The organism is Mycolicibacterium pulveris, assembly GCF_010725725.1.
Taxonomy (GTDB): Bacteria; Actinomycetota; Actinomycetes; order Mycobacteriales; family Mycobacteriaceae; genus Mycobacterium; species Mycobacterium pulveris.
The window spans coordinates 2,977,932-2,994,475 of sequence record NZ_AP022599.1 but is presented as its reverse complement, the minus strand read 5'-3'; the positions used below and the strand labels follow the sequence as shown (position 1 = coordinate 2,994,475).

Genomic DNA, 16,544 nt, shown 5'->3' with positions numbered 1-16,544 from the left:
CCGATGACCGAAAGCTCGGCCCGCGTAACCGGCGAAATCCCTTGGCACGCCAGAACCGTCGCCGACGTCGAAGAGTCATTGGCGACCTCACCGCATGGTCTGACGGCCGAAGAGGCAGAAGCACGGTTGAAGCGGTACGGCCCGAACCGCATCCGCGAGCAACCGCCGCCGCGCGCGATCGTGGTGTTCCTGCGCCAGTTCTCCAGCACGTTCATCCTCATCCTCGTCGTCGCCGCCGTGGTGACCCTGGCACTGGGTGAGCTGCTCGACACCGCCCTGATCGCGGTCGCGCTGCTGCTCAACGCGGTGATCGGGTTCCACGAGGAACGCCGCGCCGCCGACGCCGTGCAGGCACTGATGCAGCTTCAGGTGCCGCACTGCCGGGTGGTGCGCGACGGACAGGAATGGGAGATCGACAGCCGCGACGTCGTACCCGGCGATGTGGTTCTGCTGGAGTCGGGCAGCCGGGTGCCCGCCGACATCCGGCTCAGCGCAGTGAACAGCCTGACCATCGACGAGTCGCTGCTCACCGGCGAGTCGCTGCCGGTCACCAAGGCGACCGCGCCGGTGCAGGAGAACGCGGGCGCGGCCGATCGCCACTCGATGGCGTTCACCGGCACCATCGTCGCCAGCGGCCGCGGCCGCGGGTACGTGGTGGCCACCGGGGACGACACCGAGCTCGGATCGATCGCCGGGAGCATCCGCACCGAAGAGGCCGGCGAGTTGCCCCTGCAGGCGCGGATGGCCAAGTTCGCGCAGATCATCGGCGTCTCGGTCTTCATCGCGGCGATCATCGCGTTCGTATCCGGTGTGCTGCTCGGCGAGTCGGTCGGCCAGATGCTCCGCGTCGCCGTCGCGATGGCGGTGTCGGCCGTGCCCGAAGGCCTTCCGGTGGCGATGACCGTCACCTTCGCCATCGGGGTGACCCGTATGGCACGGCGAAACGCGGTGCTGCGCCGGCTGCCGGCACTGGAGACGCTGGGCAGCACGACGGTGGTGGGCTCGGACAAGACCGGCACCCTCACCGAGAACCGCATGACGGTGCAGGCGGTGTGGGCCGGCGGGCGCAGCTACGACGCCCCCGAGCTGCGGGGCGCGGGTCCGACCGTGGAAATGGTGTTGACCACCGGTGTGCTCACCAACGAAGCCGATCTGGTCAAGACCGCCCAGGGCCCCGTCACCACCGGTGATCCCACCGAGGTCGCACTGCTGGTGGCCGCGGACCGGGCGGGCATCGACCCCGGTGAACTCCGCGCCCGCCACCGGGTCGTGGCCGAGATCCCGTTCGAGTCGCACCGCCGATACTCGGCCACGATCCGCGAGTACGACGGCGGGCACGCGGTGTTCGTCAAAGGCGCACCCGAGCGGATCATCTCGATGTGCACGACGATGAACACCGATCGGGGGCCGGTCCCCTTCGATCCGGAGACGCTGCACACCGCGGTGCGCGAACTCGCGGCCCGCGGGATGCGGGTGCTGGGGATGGCGTACCGCAGGCTCGGCCCCGAGTCCGTACGGTCGCTGACCGGCGACGACGCCCCGCCGGGCGACTACACCGATCCGGACGACCTCGTGCTCGTCGGGTTCCAGGCGATGATGGATCCGCCGCGTGAGGGCGTGCGCGAGGCGATCGCGCAGTGTCACTCCGCGGGGGTGCGGGTCGTGATGATCACCGGTGATCACTCGATCACCGCGCGGGCCATCGCGCGCATGCTCGGCATCCTCGACGACCACGACGGCCGGGTCCTGACCGGCGCCGAGATGCGCCACCTCGACGATGATGACCTGCGCGACCTCGTCGACGAGATCTCGGTGTATGCACGGGTTTCGCCCAATGACAAGCTCCGAATCGTGCGCGCCCTGCAGGACCGAGACCACGTCGTCGCGGTCACCGGCGACGGCGTCAACGACGCCCCGGCGCTGCGTGCGGCCGCCATCGGCGTGTCGATGGGCCGATCGGGCACCGACGTGGCACGCGAAGCCTCTGACATGGTGCTGTCCGACGACAACTTCGTCAGCATCGTGAGCGCTGTCGAGGAGGGCCGCATCGCCTTCGCCAACATCCGCAAGGTCGCGTTCTTCCTCATCTCCACGGCCGTGGCGGAAACCGCGGCCATCCTGGTGTCGGTGTGGCTCGGTTGGCCGCTGCTGCTGATCCCGGCCCAGATCCTGTGGCTGAACCTGGTCACCAACGGGGTGCAGGACCTGGCGCTGGCGTTCGAGCCGGGCAGCCGCGACGTGCTCAAGCGCCCACCCCGGCCGCGGCGCGAAGGCGTCCTGTCGGCGATGATGTGGGAACGCACGTTGCTCGTCGGCATCGTGATGGCCGCCGGTGCGCTGTACATGTTCCATTGGCAGCTCGGCCGCGACGACTCGCTGGTCGCGGCGCAGAGCGTGGCGTTGACAACCCTGGTGATCTACAACATCTTTCAGGCCGGAAACGCCCGCGCGGAGAACCGGTCGCTGTTCACCATCACCCCGTGGGGCAACCCGTTCCTGTTCTGGGCCACGCTCGGCGCGATCACGCTACACGTGTCCGCGCTGTACTTTCCGCCCACGCAGTTCGTGCTCGGCGTCGAACCGATCAGCGCGGAGGCCTGGGTGCGGGCCGTCGTCGTGGCGGTGTCGGTCCTGGTCACCGTCGAGGCGCACAAGTGGGTGCGCCGCCGGTGGCCGCTGGGCACCAGCCACGTGCACTGGGACTAGTTCACCGGCTTCGACGGCGTGAACACCACGGGCATCCGCTCCAGCCCGGACACGAAATTAGCGGGGCGCAACGGCAATTCGTCGTCGGAGGCCAGCCGCAGGTCGGGCAGCCGCTGCAGCAGCTTGGTCTGCATGATCGACAGCTCCAGCCGGGCCAGCTGGTTGCCCAGACAGAAATGCGTACCGAAGCCGAACGCCAGGTGGTTGTTGGGGTAGCGCTCGATGTCGAAGACCTCGGGATTCTCGAACACCTTTTCGTCGAAGTTCGCCGACTCGAACAGCAGGATCATCTTCTCGCCCTCTTTGAGTGCGGTGCCGTGGAATTCGGTGTCGGCGGTGACGGTGCGCGCCATGTTCTTCACCGGCGCCGTCCAGCGCAGCATCTCCTCGATCGCGTTGGGCAGCAACGACAGGTCATTGCGCAGCCGCTGATGCTGGTCGGGGTGCAGGATCAGCTGGCGGGTGCCGCCGGAGAGGGTATGGCGGGTGGTTTCGTCGCCGCCGATCAACAGCAGCAGCACCTCGGTGACGATCTGATGGTCTTCGAGCTTGCTGCCCTCGACCTCGGCGTGCACCAGCACGCTCACCAGATCGTCGGTCGGCGTTTCCTTACGTTCCGCGATCATGCCCATCATGTACTCGCTGTAGGCGGCGAAGGCGTCCATCGTCAGCTGGAATTTTTCCGGGTCGGCGGTGCTGCTCAGGAAGCTGACCAGATCGTCGGACCACTTCAGGAACATCTCGCGTTCCTCGGGGCGCACGCCGAGCATGTCGCCGATGACCGCCATCGGCAGGGGCGCGGCGATGTCCCAGACGAAGTCGCATTTGCCGCGCTCACACACGTTGTCGATCAACGTGTCGCACAGGTTCCCGATCGAGCCCTCGAGGTCCTTGACGCGCTTGCGGGTGAAGCCGGCGTTGACGAGCTTGCGGCGCAGCAGGTGCTGCGGGTCATCCATCTCGATCATCATCTCGACGCCGGGCTGGTCGGGCCGGATCCCGCCGGCGTTGGAGAACAACTCCGGTTTGCGTTCCGCCTCGATCACCGCGGCATAGGTTGAGGCAGCGGCCAATCCGTTGCGGTCGCGGAAGACCGGTTCGTTTTCGCGCATCCACTTGTAGACCGATCGCGAGTCCCCGGCATAGAAGTTGCCGTCGGTCAGGTCGACGTCGGGTTTGGTCGGCTGTGTGATTGCGGTCATGGGTGAACCTCCTGCGCGTCTGCGAACGTCATCTCCACGTTGCCTGCCGAACTCGAGAGGAGCGCGCGTTTCGGAAAGCCAAGGGACGCGAGCTCTTTGGCGTACGGATGATCACCGAGGCGCACCCGGGCGCCGCCAAGCCGGTAACGCACGTCGGAAAGCGTCATCTCGCCGAGCGTGCGGCGCACCACCCCGTCGCGGTAGGAGTACGTGGGATGGGCCTGCGGCTTGGACGTGAACCGCGACGGCACGGCCAACCCGCGCCGGAAGTCCATGCCGACGGCGAACCGGCCGTCGATGGTCACGTCGAACGAGTACGTGTGCCCGTCACGGATGGTGAAGTCCGCCATGACTTTCGGATAGCCCCAGATCTTGGTGCCCGCCTCCAGGGTGAACGCCTGGTCGACGGGAAGGTGGTGGACGAACGCGCCCGCCGACTGCAGCGCGCGCGGGCTCCAGCTGCCCGGCGGACGGGTGTCCTCCGGCGGGTTCACCATGATGTTCGTGCCGTACTCGTAGTACTGGCCCAAGTCGCCGTCCTCGTATCGCATCAGCATCAACACGACGATCGCGCGGCCCGGCAGGTAGCGGCAGACCGTCAGGCCGCTGTAATCGATCAACCGCTGGGCGGCGTCGGCGTCCACCGAGAACATCGCCATGTGCTGGTGCGCCTTGCGGATCTTCACCGGCATCGTCAGAACGGTGCCTGCGATGGTGTGCTGGGTCATCGCGTCAATCTAAGACGCCGAGTAGACACCTGGCAAGGAAGTGTCTACTCGGTGAGCGCTCACGCAGCGAGGACCCGCTTTACACCAGCGCGGCGAGGTCGCGGATCTGCTCGACCGAGCGGGCGCCGACGACCATCATCGTCACGCCGGCGGCCTCCCACGCCTTGATCTGCTCGCGCACGTAGTCGAGGTTGCCGACGATCGCGGAGTCGTCGACCAGCTCGTCGGGAACGGCCTTGGCGGCCTCGTCCTTGCGGTCGTTGCGGAACAGCCGGGTGACGTCGTCGACGACCTCGGAGTAGCCCATCCGGCGGTACACGTCGGCGTGGAAGTTGGTGTCCTCGGCACCCATTCCGCCGATGTAGAGCGCCAGGTGCGGCTTCATCAGCTCCATCATCTCGGCGCGGTCGTCGGTGACCACCACCTGCGCCGTCGCGCAGATCTCGAAGTCCTCGCGGCTGCGGCGGGCGCCCGGGCGGGCGAAGCCCTCGTCGAGCCACTCGTTGTACATGCCCGCGATGCGCGGCGAGTAGAAGATCGGCAGCCAGCCGTCGCAGATTTCCGCGGCCAGCGCCACGTTCTTGGGTCCCTCGGCGCCCAGCATCACCGGAATGTCCGCGCGCAACGGATGCGTGATCGGCTTGAGGTTCTTACCCAGCCCGGTGGTGCCCTCACCGGTCAGCGGCAGCGGATAGTGCGGGCCGTCGCTGCGCACCGGCGCCTCGCGGGCCCACACCTGACGCAGGATGTCGATGTACTCGCGGGTGCGGGCCAACGGTTTGGGGAACCGCTGCCCGTACCAGCCCTCCACGACCTGCGGCCCGGACACCCCGAGGCCGAGGATGTGGCGGCCGCCGGAGAGGTGATCCAGTGTCAGCGCCGCCATCGCACAGGCGGTCGGGGTCCGCGCGGACAACTGCACCACCGAGGTGCCCAGCCGCATCCGCTTGGTTTCGCGGCCCCACCAGGCCAGCGGGGTGTAGGCGTCCGACCCCCAGGCCTCGGCGGTGAACACGGTGTCGAAACCGGCGTCCTCGGCGGCGGCGACCAGTTCCGCGTGGTTGTCGGGCGGTTGCGCGCCCCAATACCCCAGCTGAAGTCCGAGCTTCATTCCCACCACCCCGCCCGTACTTTCATCAGCTCCGCCTCTCCACCTGTCCTTGAAACCATTGTTAGAACCTGTTCTACTCGATGCCGTGACCACCAGCCATAGCAGCCCGGTGCAGATCGATCCGCATGAGCCACCGCTTTCAGCACCGCTGAAGCTCTCATTCGACTACACCCGTTCAGTAGGGCCAATCCTGTCCCAGTTCTTCACCGCCCTGCGCGAGCGACGCATCGTCGGCGTGCGCGGTTCCGACGGGCGAGTGCACGTGCCGCCTGCGGAGTTCGACCCCGTCACCTACGAACGATTGACGGAAATCGTACCGGTGCGCCCCGTCGGCACCGTCCAGTCCTGGACGTGGCAGCCCGCGCCACTGGAGAGTCAACCGCTGGACCGCCCGTTCGCGTGGGCGCTGATCAAACTCGACGGCGCGGACACCGCGCTCTTGCACGCGGTCGACGCCGGTTCACCCGATGCGATCAGCACCGGCGCCCGGGTCTCTGCGCACTGGGTCGACGAACCGGTCGGCGCGATCACCGACATCGCGTACTTCACGCTCGGCGACCAGCCGGAGCCCGAAGGCCAGCCCGACGACCGGGAACCCGTCACCGTGCAGGTGAGCCCGTCGACAATCGAGATCCAGCACACCGCGTCGCTGCCCGAGAGCGTGTTCCTGCGCGCGCTCGAGGAGGGCAAGCTGCTGGGCGCGCGGACCAAGCGCGGCCGCGACGGCAAGCCGGGCAAGGTGTACTTCCCGCCCAAGGAGGCCGATCCGGCCACCGGCCTGGCGCTCGACGAGTTTGTCGAGCTGCCGGACAAGGGCACCGTCACCACGTTCGCCGTGATCAACATCCCGTTCGCCGGGCAGCGCATCAAGCCGCCCTACGTCGCGGCCTACGTGCTGCTCGACGGCGCAGACATCCCGTTCCTGCACCTGGTCACCGAGATCGACGCCGCCGAGGTGCGGATGGGGATGCGGGTGCAGGCCGTGTGGAAGCCCCGCGAAGAGTGGGGCCTGGGCATCGACAACATCGACTACTTCCGGCCGACGGGCGAGCCCGACGCCGATTACGACTCCTACAAGCACCACCTGTGAAGGCCTGACATGACTTTGGCGAGAGATGTAGCGGTCGTCGGCTTCGCGCATGCGCCGCATGTGCGTCGCACCGACGGCACCACCAACGGTGTCGAAATGCTGATGCCGTGCTTCCACCAGCTCTACGAGGAACTCGGCCTGCAGCAGACCGACATCGGGTTCTGGTGCTCCGGATCCTCGGATTACCTTGCCGGGCGCGCGTTCTCGTTCATCTCGGCGATCGACTCGATCGGCGCGGTGCCGCCGATCAACGAGTCGCATGTGGAGATGGATGGGGCATGGGCGCTGTATGAGGCCTACATCAAGGTGCTGACCGGTGAGGTCGACACCGCGCTGGTGTACGGCTTCGGCAAGTCCAGCGCGGGCGTGCTGCGCCGGATCCTCGCACTGCAGACCGATCCGTACAGCATGGCGCCGCTGTGGCCGGATTCGGTGTCGATCGCCGGGCTGCAGGCGCGGCTCGGCCTCGACGCCGGCAAGTGGACGGCTGAGCAGATGGCGCAGGTGGCGTTGGACTCGATGGCCGCCGCCGGCCGCACCGACAGCGAGAAACCGGCGACGTCCATCGAGGAGCTGCTCGAGCGGCCCTACTTCGCGGATCCGTTGCGCCGCCACGACATCGCGCCGATCACCGACGGTGCGTCGGCGATCGTGCTCGCGGCGGGTGACCGGGCCCGCGAGCTGCGCGAAAACCCCGCATGGATCGCCGGCATCGAGCACCGGATCGAGACGCCGGTGCTGGGCGGCCGCGACCTCACCACCTCGCCGTCCACGGCCACCTCGGCCCAGGCCGCCACCGGTGGTGACGTCGATTCCGTTGAGGTGGCCGAGATCTACGCGCCGTTCACGCACCAGCACCTGATCCTGACCGAGGCGATCGGGCTGCCGTCGTCGACGAAGGTGAACCCGTCGGGCGGTGCGCTGGCCGCCAACCCGATGTTCTCGGCCGGGCTGGAGCGCATCGGTTTCGCCGCGCAGCACATCTTCGACGGATCCGCGCAGCGGGTCCTCGCGCACGCCACCAGTGGTCCTGCGCTGCAACAGAATCTGGTATGCACCTTGGAGGGGCGATGAGCGCCTGCGCGAAGAGCAAAGGATCGAGCTGATGGCCAAGAATCTCGCCGCTGTGCTGGGCACCGGGCAGACGAAGTACGTCTCCAAGCGTCACGACGTGTCGATGAGCGGCCTTGTCCGCGAGGCCATCGACAGGGCGCTGGCCGATTCGGGCGCCACGATGGACGACATCGACGCCGTGGTGGTCGGTAAGGCACCGGACTTCTTCGAGGGCGTGATGATGCCCGAGCTGTTCATGGCCGACGCCGTGGGCGCCACCGGTAAACCGTTGATCCGGGTGCACACCGCGGGCTCGGTGGGCGGGTCGACCGCGATCGTGGCGGCCAGCCTGGTCCAGTCGGGCAAGTACCGCCGGGTGTTGGCGATGGCGTGGGAGAAGCAGTCCGAGTCGAACGCCATGTGGGCGTTGAGCATTCCGGTGCCCTTCACCAAGCCCGTCGGCGCGGGTGCGGGCGGATACTTCGCGCCGCACGTGCGCGCCTACATCCGTCGCTCAGGGGCGCCGACGCACATCGGTGCCATGGTGGCGGTCAAGGACAGGCTCAACGGGGCCAAGAACCCGCTGGCGCATCTGCATCAGCCCGACATCACGTTGGAGAAGGTGCTGTCGTCCCAGATGCTGTGGGACCCGATCCGGTTCGACGAGACCTGCCCGTCCTCGGACGGGGCCTGCGCGATGGTGATCGGCGCCGAGGAGATCGCCGACAATCGGGTCGCCGAAGGCCATCCCGTTGCGTGGATCCACGCCACCGCGCTGCGCACCGAACCGCTGGCCTACTCGGGTCGCGACCAGGTCAACCCGCAGGCCGGCCGCGACGCCGCCAAGGCGCTGTGGCAGGCGGCCGGGATCACCAACCCCATCGACGAGATCGACGCCGCCGAGATCTACGTGCCGTTCTCCTGGTTCGAGCCGATGTGGTTGGAGAACCTCGGTTTCGCACCGGAGGGCGAGGGATGGAAGCTCACCGAGGCCGGCGAGACCGCGATCGGCGGCCGCATACCCGTCAACGCGTCGGGCGGGGTGCTGTCGTCGAACCCGATCGGCGCGTCGGGCATGATCCGGTTCGCCGAATCGGCGATCCAGGTGATGGGCAAGGCGGGTGACCATCAGGTGCCGAATGCGCGCAAGGCGCTGGGGCACGCGTACGGCGGCGGGTCGCAGTACTTCTCGATGTGGGTCGTGGGAGCCGATAAGCCATGAAGTACACCTGCGCGGTGCCGATGTGCCAGATCGACCAGCTGATCGAGATCGCCAAGACCGGCGAGGAAGTCGGTTTCGCCTCGATCGCGCTGCCGGACTCGATCTTCTACATGGAGAAGCAGTCGGCGGACTACCCGTACACGCCGGACGGCTCGCGGATGTGGAACGCCGACACGCCCTGGGTCGATCCGCTGATCGCTGCCGGCGCGATGGGGGCGGTGACCTCGACGCTGCGGTTCTACACCAACGTGATGAAGCTGGGCTCACGCAACCCGTTGCTGCTGGCACGTCAGGTCGGCTCGGTCGCCAACCTCACCGGCAACCGGTTCGGTTTCGGGGTCGGGATCGGCTGGGCGCCCGAGGAATTCGAATGGTGCGGCCAGCCCTACACCAAACGCGGCAAACGCGTCGACGAGATGATCGAGGTGATCAAGCTCGTGCTCGCCGGCGGCATGGTGGAGTTCCACGGCGAGTTCTACGACTTCGACAGGCTGCAGATGAGCCCGGCGCCCAGCAAGCCGGTGCCGTTCTATGTCGGCGGCCACACCGACGTGGCGCTCAAGCGAGCAGCCCGTATCGGCGACGGCTGGACCAGCGCGATGATGACGTGTGCCGAACTGGCCGAGACCATCGGCAAGCTCAAAGCGCTGCTCGCCGAATTCGGGCGGCAGGACGAGCCGTTCGAGTTCCAGGCGGTGTGCATCGACAAGTTCGACGTCGACGGGCACCGTGAGCTTGCCGAGGCGGGCGTCACCGACAACATCGTGATGCCGTGGGTGATGGAGGGCCTGGGCTTCGACGCGCCGCTGGACAAGAAGCAGGACGCGATGAAGCGGTTCGCCGACACGTTCATCCACGCGGGCTGGCAGGACTGACCCACCGGGGGTGTGCTCCCTTCCCTTTTGGCGCGAGCGTGCGTGTTTGAGGGCGACACGCCGCGTTCGAGCGCGAGTTTGCGCACGCTCGCGGGTCATCGCGGACCGTCCGTCACCCAGCTGAGTCCAGAATTCCCAGCGCGCGTGCGCGGCGGACGGCGTCGCGCCGGTTTCCAACCTGCAGTTTGTCGAGGATCGCGGCCACGTGCTTGTCGATTGTCCTGACCGACAGGAACAAGCGCTCGGCGAGTTCGGCGTTGGTCAACCCCTGACCCATCAACCGGAGGACGTCGAGTTGTCGCGTGGTGAGGCCGCACGCGTTGGCCAGTGTGGTCGGACGGCGACGGGCGGGCACCGCGGTAACCCCGCGCGCCCGAAGGTCGCGCCGGATCTTGGCGGTGACGGCAGCGGCGCCGAGCAGGTCGAGCATGTCGAGCCCGCGGCGGGTCCGGGCGGGCTCACCGGTGTCGGTCAGGGCGAGCGCCGCCTCGTACGGCATCGAAAGCCGTTGGAACTCATCGGCCGCCGCTTCGAACTCCCCGTCCAGGAAGAACCGATACGGCTGCGCGACACCGACAGCATTGATATCGAAATCCATCCGCCGCAACCACATCGCCAGTTCGCCGCGGGCATATTCGAGGCCCTCGGCGTGACCGCGATCGAGGATCGCGCGGCACTCGGCGAGACGGTCGTCGGAGGTTTCGGTGAGCCAAGCCGATTCGGCGATCACCGTCGCGGGAAACGCGGCGAGGGTATCTCCGCAGTGGCGCAGAACTCGCCACGCCTCGTCGATACCCGCGACTTCCGTCTTCCCTTCCCTACGAAGGGCGATCAGCGTTTGAACGAGACGAGCCCACGAACGGGCCAACGGCACGCCGGGGATGTCGAGGACCGCCTTGGCATCGACGATCGCGTCATCCCACTCCCCCACCATCTGTTTGAGCCGGGCGCGGTGGATGTGTTGGTAGGAGCGGGCCAGCGGCACGTCGCGGTCCACGCTCAGCGAGAATCTACTGTCGATGACCTCTTCGGCCTGATGGAGTCTGCGCTGCTCGAGGTCGACCAGGCCCAGGTGGCTGCACCCGAACGCGTAGATTTCGTCCAGATACTCGGGCGCCGATCTGACCGCCGACCACAGCGCGTCGCGACCGGTGCTTTCCCCGGCCAACGACGCGCAGAGACCCTTGATGATCGCGACGCGGGCGGTCAATGCGGGGTCATCGACCTTCTCCGCGCATCCAGCGGCCTCGGCGAGCAGATCGTTCGCGGCGATGAAATCCCGTGTCATCGCGGCGAAATATCCCTGTGAGGTGAGCGCGTGACCGAAGAGGGCAAGCCCTGGCTTGTTTTCCGGGTCGAGGTGTCCGTCGAGCACCTGCACACCTCGGGCGGCGTGGTGTTCGGCCGCGACGCGATTTCCGTTGCTCCACTCCAGAATTGACAAGGCCTGGTGGTTGAGGCTCACCGCGGCCTTGTCAGCCGCCTGTTCGCGTAGCCGCAGGGCGCGGTGGCGCGCGGTGATCGCGTCGTCGAGCCGGGCGGTCAAGAACGACTCCTCGGCGAGGAGTTCGAGCAACTCGGCCTCGCTGTCGGGCGACATCGGAGCGCCGCCGCGGTCCAGTGCGATCCCGTAGAACTCGACCGCTTGCGTGTGCGCACCGGATCGCGCGGCGGCCCGTCCGGCTTCGGTGGCAGCGCGGCGAATGCGATCGGCGTCGCCCGCGCCGAGCGCGTGATGGGTCAGCACCGCGGGATCGGCCGGAGGTACGGCTTCATCGTCGTAGGCGTGGATCATCCGACGGTGCAGGCCGGCGTCGATCCCTGCCGGAATGACGCTGACGACCGCGAGCCGGCACAGGTCGTGGCGAAAGGCGATGCCGCGCTCCGTACGTCGGATGAGGTTGGCATCGCCGAGTGCGCCCAGTGCAGCCCGCGTCACACCCAGATCGGCGAGCAGGTAGTCCGGGATCGCCCCCGGTGCAACCGCCAGCAGGTACAGCAGATCCCATGCCGCATCGTCAAGCCCGACGGTACGGGCCAGGATCGCGTCGCGCACCGTGGTCGGCAGATCACCGCTACGGTGGTCGAGCATCTCGACGACGAAGAACGCGTTACCGCCCGAGATGCGGTGCAGCCAAACGGGATCGACGGGGCGATCACCGACAAGGTCGGTGACCGCGCGCAGGCTCAGCGGTGGCAGCGTGATCGACGTCGCGCACGGGGAACGGGCGACGTCACCGAGCAACGAACGCACCGGGTGGGCGGTGGGGACCTCGTCGTCTCGAACCGTGCCGACCACCAGCAGCTGGGTGCGGTTGACGCGTCCTAGCAGGAAGCGCAGCAGGTCGACCGTGGCCTCATCGGCCCACTGCAGATCGTCGACCACGACCACCGTGGGCTGCCTGCTCAGCTCTTCGAAGACGGCCGAGAAGATCTCATGGGGCCGGTCGCCGCCGCGCAGCAAGTTTCCAGTGCGCTGATCCAGGTGCTCCGCGAGGTCGTGGAAAGGCCCCAGGGGCCGCGGAGTAGCCAGTGCATCGCACCCGGCGACCAGAACGCGCTCGTCGGCGAGCGAGCGAGAGACGAAAGCCTCGACCAGCGTCGTCTTGCCGGCGCCGGATTCACCGCAGACGATGACCGCGCCGCCCGAACCGGCTCGCGCTCGGTCGGCGCTGGCGACGAGTTCGGCCAGCTCGCGCTCACGCTCGGTGAGCTTCACGAAGCGATGCTACCGAGATTTGACCGCCTAACCTGCGAAAACGCGATTCTGCGCATGATGACGGCGGCGCAAGATGGGCAATTTCTGCCGATGTCGATCCCCAGTCGGTGCCCGATCGTGGAATCCGCCCGCCGGGGACGGGCGACACCCGCGGCGGCTCATCCCGGGCCGCACCCAACGGAAGGAAATGCGATGACCACCTACCTGACGCGCATCCCCAGCGGGCGCAAGCACATGTCGGCCACCGTGTTCGGCGCGGCGGCGATCGCGCTGGCGATCGGCGGCCTCGCACAACCCGCGATCTCACAGGCCGCGTGGGATATCGAAGTCTACGACGAATGCCTCAAGCTCAACGGGGTGAAACGCGGCTGCTGTGTTGGTAGTGGCGGCGAATGGGACGAGAGTGCCGGAAAGTGCGTGGCGCCGTTGACCGCGCAGACCCCGCCGCAATCGCCCGGCGAGCTTCACCAGATACCCGGAACGGGGATATTCGAACAAACCCAGTCCACGCCGCAGAGCCCCGGACAGGCGCCGGACCCGGCCACGCAACCGCCCGCGCAGCCCCCGGTGCTGCACCCCTGGCTGCGTTGACCGTGGCGACCTACCCATTCGAGGAAAACACATGAAGCGCTTCACGATTGAGCCGCCGAGGCATGCAGCGGTCGTCGGTCGAGTTGGAACCCTCGCGGTGGTGCTCGGCGTCGGGCTGACATTCCCACCTGCACCGGAGATTTCGGTGAGACCCTCCGCGGCACCCAGCGTGGCACCGGTCGTGGCAGTGTCGGCACCGCCCGTCATACATCCGGCCCCCGCAGCGCCGGAAGCTGCGGGCCGCACAAGCGGCAAGACCCAGGGAGAGGCGTGGCTGCCGACCGCACAGGCCGGTGCGGTCGGTTTCGTCGGCCCAGGCGGACATGTCGCCGTTGACGGATCAGGCCACAAAGACGACGTGCCCACGATGGAGCCCGTCGGCCGCAGCGCCGCGCTTTTCGGCACGTTGTCGCTGGCCACCCCGGCCAGCACGCGAAGCGGTCGCGGCGCGGACCCGATGACGATCACGCCGACGGGCATCACGGGGTTCGCGACGAATCTGCCCCCGATCGTCGGACCAGGGGGCTGGCTGATCGGCGACGGCATCGAGCCGGGCCAGAGCGGCGGGTGGCTGATCGGCAATGGCGCTGACGGCGGACCCGACCAGGACGGCGGTAACGGCGGTCTGCTGTGGGGCAACGGCGGCAACGGCGGAAACGGCACCGCCCTCGGATCGGGAGGCAACGGCGGAAACGCTGGATTGTTCGGCAACGGCGGCAACGGCGGGACCGGCAGCGGAGGCCAGGCCGGCGGCGACGGCGGCAACGGCGGGTCGCTGATGGGCGACGGCGGCGCGGGCGGAGCCGGTTCCGGAGGTGGCCGTGGCGGCGACGGCGGCAACGCCGGTTTGTCCGGAAACGGTGGCGCAGGCGGCGCAGGCGGCAGTGTCGTCGCCGCGGGCACGCCGATCGGGGGTCGGGGCGGCGACGGCGGCAACGGCGGCGCTCTCTCCGGTGACGGCGGCACCGGCGGCGAGGGCGGCGAGGCGCAGACACCGGTGACAAATGCCGGCACGGCCACCGGTGGCCGCGGCGGCGACGGCGGCAGTGCCGGTGTCTTCGGCCGGGGCGGCGAGGCCGGCCGGGGCGGACCGGCGATAAGCCTCGATGGCACCGCCATCGGCGGCGACGGCGGTTCGGGTGGCGATGCTCGGGGCTTTGGCGCCGCAGGCGCCGGCGGTGGCGGCGGCAATTCGCAGACCGGTAAGGGCACCACCCGCGGCGGCAACGGCGGACGGGGCGGAAGCAGTGTCGGTGGACAGGGTGGTGCCGGCGGGCCGGGCGGCCGCGGGTTCGCGACCACCGGCACCGGTTTCGGCGGGAACGGCGGGAACGGCGGCGCCCCGGGCGGACCCGGAGGCCCCGGAGGCCCTGGGACGAGCGTCGGCGGCAACAACGGCAACGACGGTTAGACAGAGGGTTAGGGCGACGCGCTTAGCGGGAAAACCGTTCGGCCGCAGCGGCGGCCAGGCCGAACGTGAACCGCTTCGCGCGCCGGCCCGCGTCGGCGAAGAGTCGTCGCGGAAAGGCGACGGAGCCGACCGTCACGGAATCACCGACGCGCACGGAGCCGGGGGTGTCGACCCAGCAGTACACGCCGAGGCAGCGTCCGGCCCGCTGCGCGACCGCCCCGGTGATCCTGCGGTCGACCTTGAGGCCCGGCTGCGCCCGGCTGGGCACCACGCAGCGGATCGTCGGCGTCGTGACGTCCAGCACCGCTGTGCCGAGCGTGAGCCGCCCGCCCAGCCACCGCGCCTCCGGCAAATCGTCCTCTGGATTGTCCAGGGCCAGAAGCACATTCGGCCGAAACCTGCGCACATCCAGATCGGCGTCGAGCTCCGCGCTGACCGTGCTGATGCTCGTCGCACTCAGCACGTGGACGGGGGCGGAGTCGACGAAGCTACCCGGCGGTCGAGTAGCGCGCCTGGGTGACGGGATCGGTCAGCCGCATCATCGAGAGGTCCGGCAGCTTCTCGTCGTCGCTGACACCGAGGTCTGTGCGCACCGACGCGACCGACATGTTGGCCCGCTCGGCGCGGCTCAGCCGGTGCAGGCTGGTGTCGTCGACGGGCGGCAGCGCGGTCAACCGGACCTCGCGGCCGGCGAGCTCGGACAGCTTGGCGTGTACGTCGCCGTCGCCGCTGGTCAGCACGGTGCCGTCGGGGAAGGTGATTTCGACGTCGGGCACGTTGCCCGGGCCGGCGTCGGCAGGCACCGGGTCCACGTACCGGGCCGTGGCGGTCAGCAGCGTCGGTATCCGTCGCGCCGACGCGGTGACATCGCGTGCGACGTCGCGCACCGCCCAGAGCCGATCGCCGAGCACACCGCGGGCGCCGATGTCGAAGTGCTCGACCGGCCCGCCGCCCAGCGACTTGACCGGATAGCGCCACAGCTGGGCGACCCGTCCGATCGTCATCCCGACACGCTACCGCTGCCCGACCGCCGCCCTCGGCCCCGACCAGCGGCAACGCCGTGTTCAGTACGTTGTGTGGTGACCGACCAGCCGAAGCACGCACACGAAGCCCAGACGAAGCCAAGCCGATCACAATGCTCGATCTTCTAAGACTCAGACGTTTGATATCCGCCGCCGCGGTGGCGGCGCTGATCTGTGCTGCCGCGGTCGGCTGTGAAGCCTCCGGCGCCGACCGGTCCGAAGGGTTGGCGCTCCCGGCCCCGGTACCGACCACCTCGTCGGCGCAGGCCACGCCCACAACCGAGGAAACCGATCCGACCGAGGACTACAGTCGCCTGCTGCTTGAGCCTTCGGACCTCAGCATCGGTGAGGACACCTTCAAGGTCCAGTCGACGAACCCCGGCCCGGATGGGCTGCCGGGGGCCAGTGCCCTCTTCGTCAACCAGGACGACACCCGGGCCGTCGCCGACACGATCGTGATCTATCCGGACGCGCGGACGGCGACCAAAACGCTGCGCGACGCCCTCCCCCAGCTCGACACCTTGGTCGTGGGGGCGACGCCACGCCCCGCTCCGGTCGGTACCGACGGCACCATGACCGTCGGGACGTCGCGCGACGGCACCAAGGCGGCCACGCTGCTGCTGTTCACGCAGGGCCCGGCCCTGGTGCGGCTGGAGTTCCAGAGCGCGCCTGGCGACGCCACCACCGACCAATTCGTCATCGGCGTCGGCAAGATGCAGGAGATCGCCCTGCGTGTCGGCCTGCAGCGGTCGCGGTGACCGTGCGCCCGGTTTCCTGCGGCGGGCGCGCGAACTTCGATGAGTACAACGCTGTC

General features: G+C 68.5%; 14 protein-coding genes. 8 read left to right on the top strand and 6 right to left on the bottom strand.

Annotated elements, in window-relative coordinates:
* Positions 1–3: 3 nt before the first annotated feature.
* The gene (locus G6N28_RS14470) at positions 4–2,706 is read left to right on the top strand and encodes a cation-translocating P-type ATPase (RefSeq protein WP_163901332.1); all 2,703 of its coding nucleotides are present in this window, start codon (positions 4–6) and stop codon (positions 2,704–2,706) included.
* On the opposite strand, the gene G6N28_RS14465 is transcribed toward G6N28_RS14470, so the two are convergent.
* The 3 genes from G6N28_RS14465 to G6N28_RS14455 form a co-directional block, all read right to left on the bottom strand.
* Entirely contained in the window at positions 2,703–3,908 is a 1,206-nt protein-coding gene (locus G6N28_RS14465) for a cytochrome P450 (RefSeq protein WP_163901330.1), read from the bottom strand. The two genes, G6N28_RS14470 and G6N28_RS14465, sit on opposite strands and share 4 nt — an antisense overlap.
* Positions 3,905–4,636: an acetoacetate decarboxylase family protein gene (locus G6N28_RS14460; RefSeq protein WP_163901329.1), complete on the bottom strand. Its 732-nt coding sequence runs from the start codon at positions 4,634–4,636 to the stop codon at positions 3,905–3,907. The genes G6N28_RS14465 and G6N28_RS14460 overlap by 4 nt, the downstream gene beginning before the upstream one ends.
* Before the next feature lie 79 nt (positions 4,637–4,715).
* Positions 4,716–5,747, bottom strand: coding sequence for an LLM class F420-dependent oxidoreductase (locus G6N28_RS14455; protein WP_128110577.1), 1,032 nt, complete (start codon positions 5,745–5,747; stop codon positions 4,716–4,718).
* A gap of 85 nt (positions 5,748–5,832) precedes the next feature.
* On the opposite strand from G6N28_RS14455, the gene G6N28_RS14450 reads away from it, so the two are divergent.
* The 4 genes from G6N28_RS14450 to G6N28_RS14435 are packed head-to-tail and all read left to right on the top strand — an operon-like array spanning position 5,833 to position 9,987.
* Positions 5,833–6,837 carry a Zn-ribbon domain-containing OB-fold protein gene (locus tag G6N28_RS14450; protein ID WP_163901327.1) on the top strand — a complete coding sequence of 335 codons (1,005 nt, stop codon included), beginning with the start codon at positions 5,833–5,835 and terminating at the stop codon, positions 6,835–6,837.
* 9 nt (positions 6,838–6,846) lie between these two features.
* Complete coding sequence (locus G6N28_RS14445) at positions 6,847–7,911, top strand: thiolase family protein (protein WP_163901325.1); 1,065 nt, start codon at positions 6,847–6,849, stop codon at positions 7,909–7,911.
* Positions 7,912–7,942: 31 nt separating this feature from the next.
* The gene (locus tag G6N28_RS14440; protein WP_163901323.1) at positions 7,943–9,112 is read left to right on the top strand and encodes a thiolase family protein; all 1,170 of its coding nucleotides are present in this window, start codon (positions 7,943–7,945) and stop codon (positions 9,110–9,112) included.
* Positions 9,109–9,987, top strand: coding sequence for a TIGR03619 family F420-dependent LLM class oxidoreductase (locus tag G6N28_RS14435; protein ID WP_163901321.1), 879 nt, complete (start codon positions 9,109–9,111; stop codon positions 9,985–9,987). Before G6N28_RS14440 ends, G6N28_RS14435 begins: the two co-directional genes overlap by 4 nt.
* A 112-nt stretch (positions 9,988–10,099) precedes the next feature.
* Here the strand turns inward: G6N28_RS14435 and G6N28_RS14430 are convergent, their stop codons facing one another.
* Entirely contained in the window at positions 10,100–12,706 is a 2,607-nt protein-coding gene (locus G6N28_RS14430) for a helix-turn-helix transcriptional regulator (protein ID WP_163901319.1), read from the bottom strand.
* Positions 12,707–12,898: 192 nt separating this feature from the next.
* Here G6N28_RS14430 and G6N28_RS14425 point away from each other — a divergent pair, with 192 nt between their 5' ends.
* Together G6N28_RS14425 and G6N28_RS27285 are read left to right on the top strand one after the other, a co-directional pair.
* Positions 12,899–13,297, top strand: a complete 399-nt coding sequence (locus G6N28_RS14425; protein ID WP_163901317.1) for a hypothetical protein — start codon at positions 12,899–12,901, stop codon at positions 13,295–13,297.
* 181 nt (positions 13,298–13,478) lie between these two features.
* Positions 13,479–14,708 carry a PGRS repeat-containing protein gene (locus G6N28_RS27285; RefSeq protein WP_179962083.1) on the top strand — a complete coding sequence of 410 codons (1,230 nt, stop codon included), beginning with the start codon at positions 13,479–13,481 and terminating at the stop codon, positions 14,706–14,708.
* A 22-nt stretch (positions 14,709–14,730) separates the two neighbouring features.
* Here the strand turns inward: G6N28_RS27285 and G6N28_RS27095 are convergent, their stop codons facing one another.
* Positions 14,731–15,171: an MOSC domain-containing protein gene (locus G6N28_RS27095; RefSeq protein ID WP_235674572.1), complete on the bottom strand. Its 441-nt coding sequence runs from the start codon at positions 15,169–15,171 to the stop codon at positions 14,731–14,733.
* A gap of 25 nt (positions 15,172–15,196) precedes the next feature.
* A complete protein-coding gene (locus G6N28_RS27090) occupies positions 15,197–15,712 on the bottom strand; it encodes an MOSC N-terminal beta barrel domain-containing protein (protein ID WP_235674571.1) in 516 nt (171 codons plus the stop codon).
* A gap of 131 nt (positions 15,713–15,843) precedes the next feature.
* On the opposite strand from G6N28_RS27090, the gene G6N28_RS14410 reads away from it, so the two are divergent.
* The gene (locus G6N28_RS14410; RefSeq protein ID WP_163901315.1) at positions 15,844–16,488 is read left to right on the top strand and encodes a hypothetical protein; all 645 of its coding nucleotides are present in this window, start codon (positions 15,844–15,846) and stop codon (positions 16,486–16,488) included.
* Positions 16,489–16,544: the final 56 nt, after the last annotated feature.

Excerpts from the sequence above, each read along its gene's own strand:
- G6N28_RS14470 (WP_163901332.1), top strand. The coding sequence starts at position 4 with ATGACCGAAAGCTCGGCCCGCGTAACCGGCGAAATCCCTTGGCACGCC.
- G6N28_RS14465 (WP_163901330.1), bottom strand. The coding sequence starts at position 3,908 with ATGACCGCAATCACACAGCCGACCAAACCCGACGTCGACCTGACCGAC.
- G6N28_RS14460 (WP_163901329.1), bottom strand. The coding sequence starts at position 4,636 with ATGACCCAGCACACCATCGCAGGCACCGTTCTGACGATGCCGGTGAAG.
- G6N28_RS14455 (WP_128110577.1), bottom strand. The coding sequence starts at position 5,747 with ATGAAGCTCGGACTTCAGCTGGGGTATTGGGGCGCGCAACCGCCCGAC.
- G6N28_RS14445 (WP_163901325.1), top strand. The coding sequence starts at position 6,847 with ATGACTTTGGCGAGAGATGTAGCGGTCGTCGGCTTCGCGCATGCGCCG.
- G6N28_RS14440 (WP_163901323.1), top strand. The coding sequence starts at position 7,943 with ATGGCCAAGAATCTCGCCGCTGTGCTGGGCACCGGGCAGACGAAGTAC.
- G6N28_RS14435 (WP_163901321.1), top strand. The coding sequence starts at position 9,109 with ATGAAGTACACCTGCGCGGTGCCGATGTGCCAGATCGACCAGCTGATC.
- G6N28_RS14425 (WP_163901317.1), top strand. The coding sequence starts at position 12,899 with ATGACCACCTACCTGACGCGCATCCCCAGCGGGCGCAAGCACATGTCG.
- G6N28_RS27090 (WP_235674571.1), bottom strand. The coding sequence starts at position 15,712 with ATGACGATCGGACGGGTCGCCCAGCTGTGGCGCTATCCGGTCAAGTCG.
- G6N28_RS14410 (WP_163901315.1), top strand. The coding sequence starts at position 15,844 with ATGCTCGATCTTCTAAGACTCAGACGTTTGATATCCGCCGCCGCGGTG.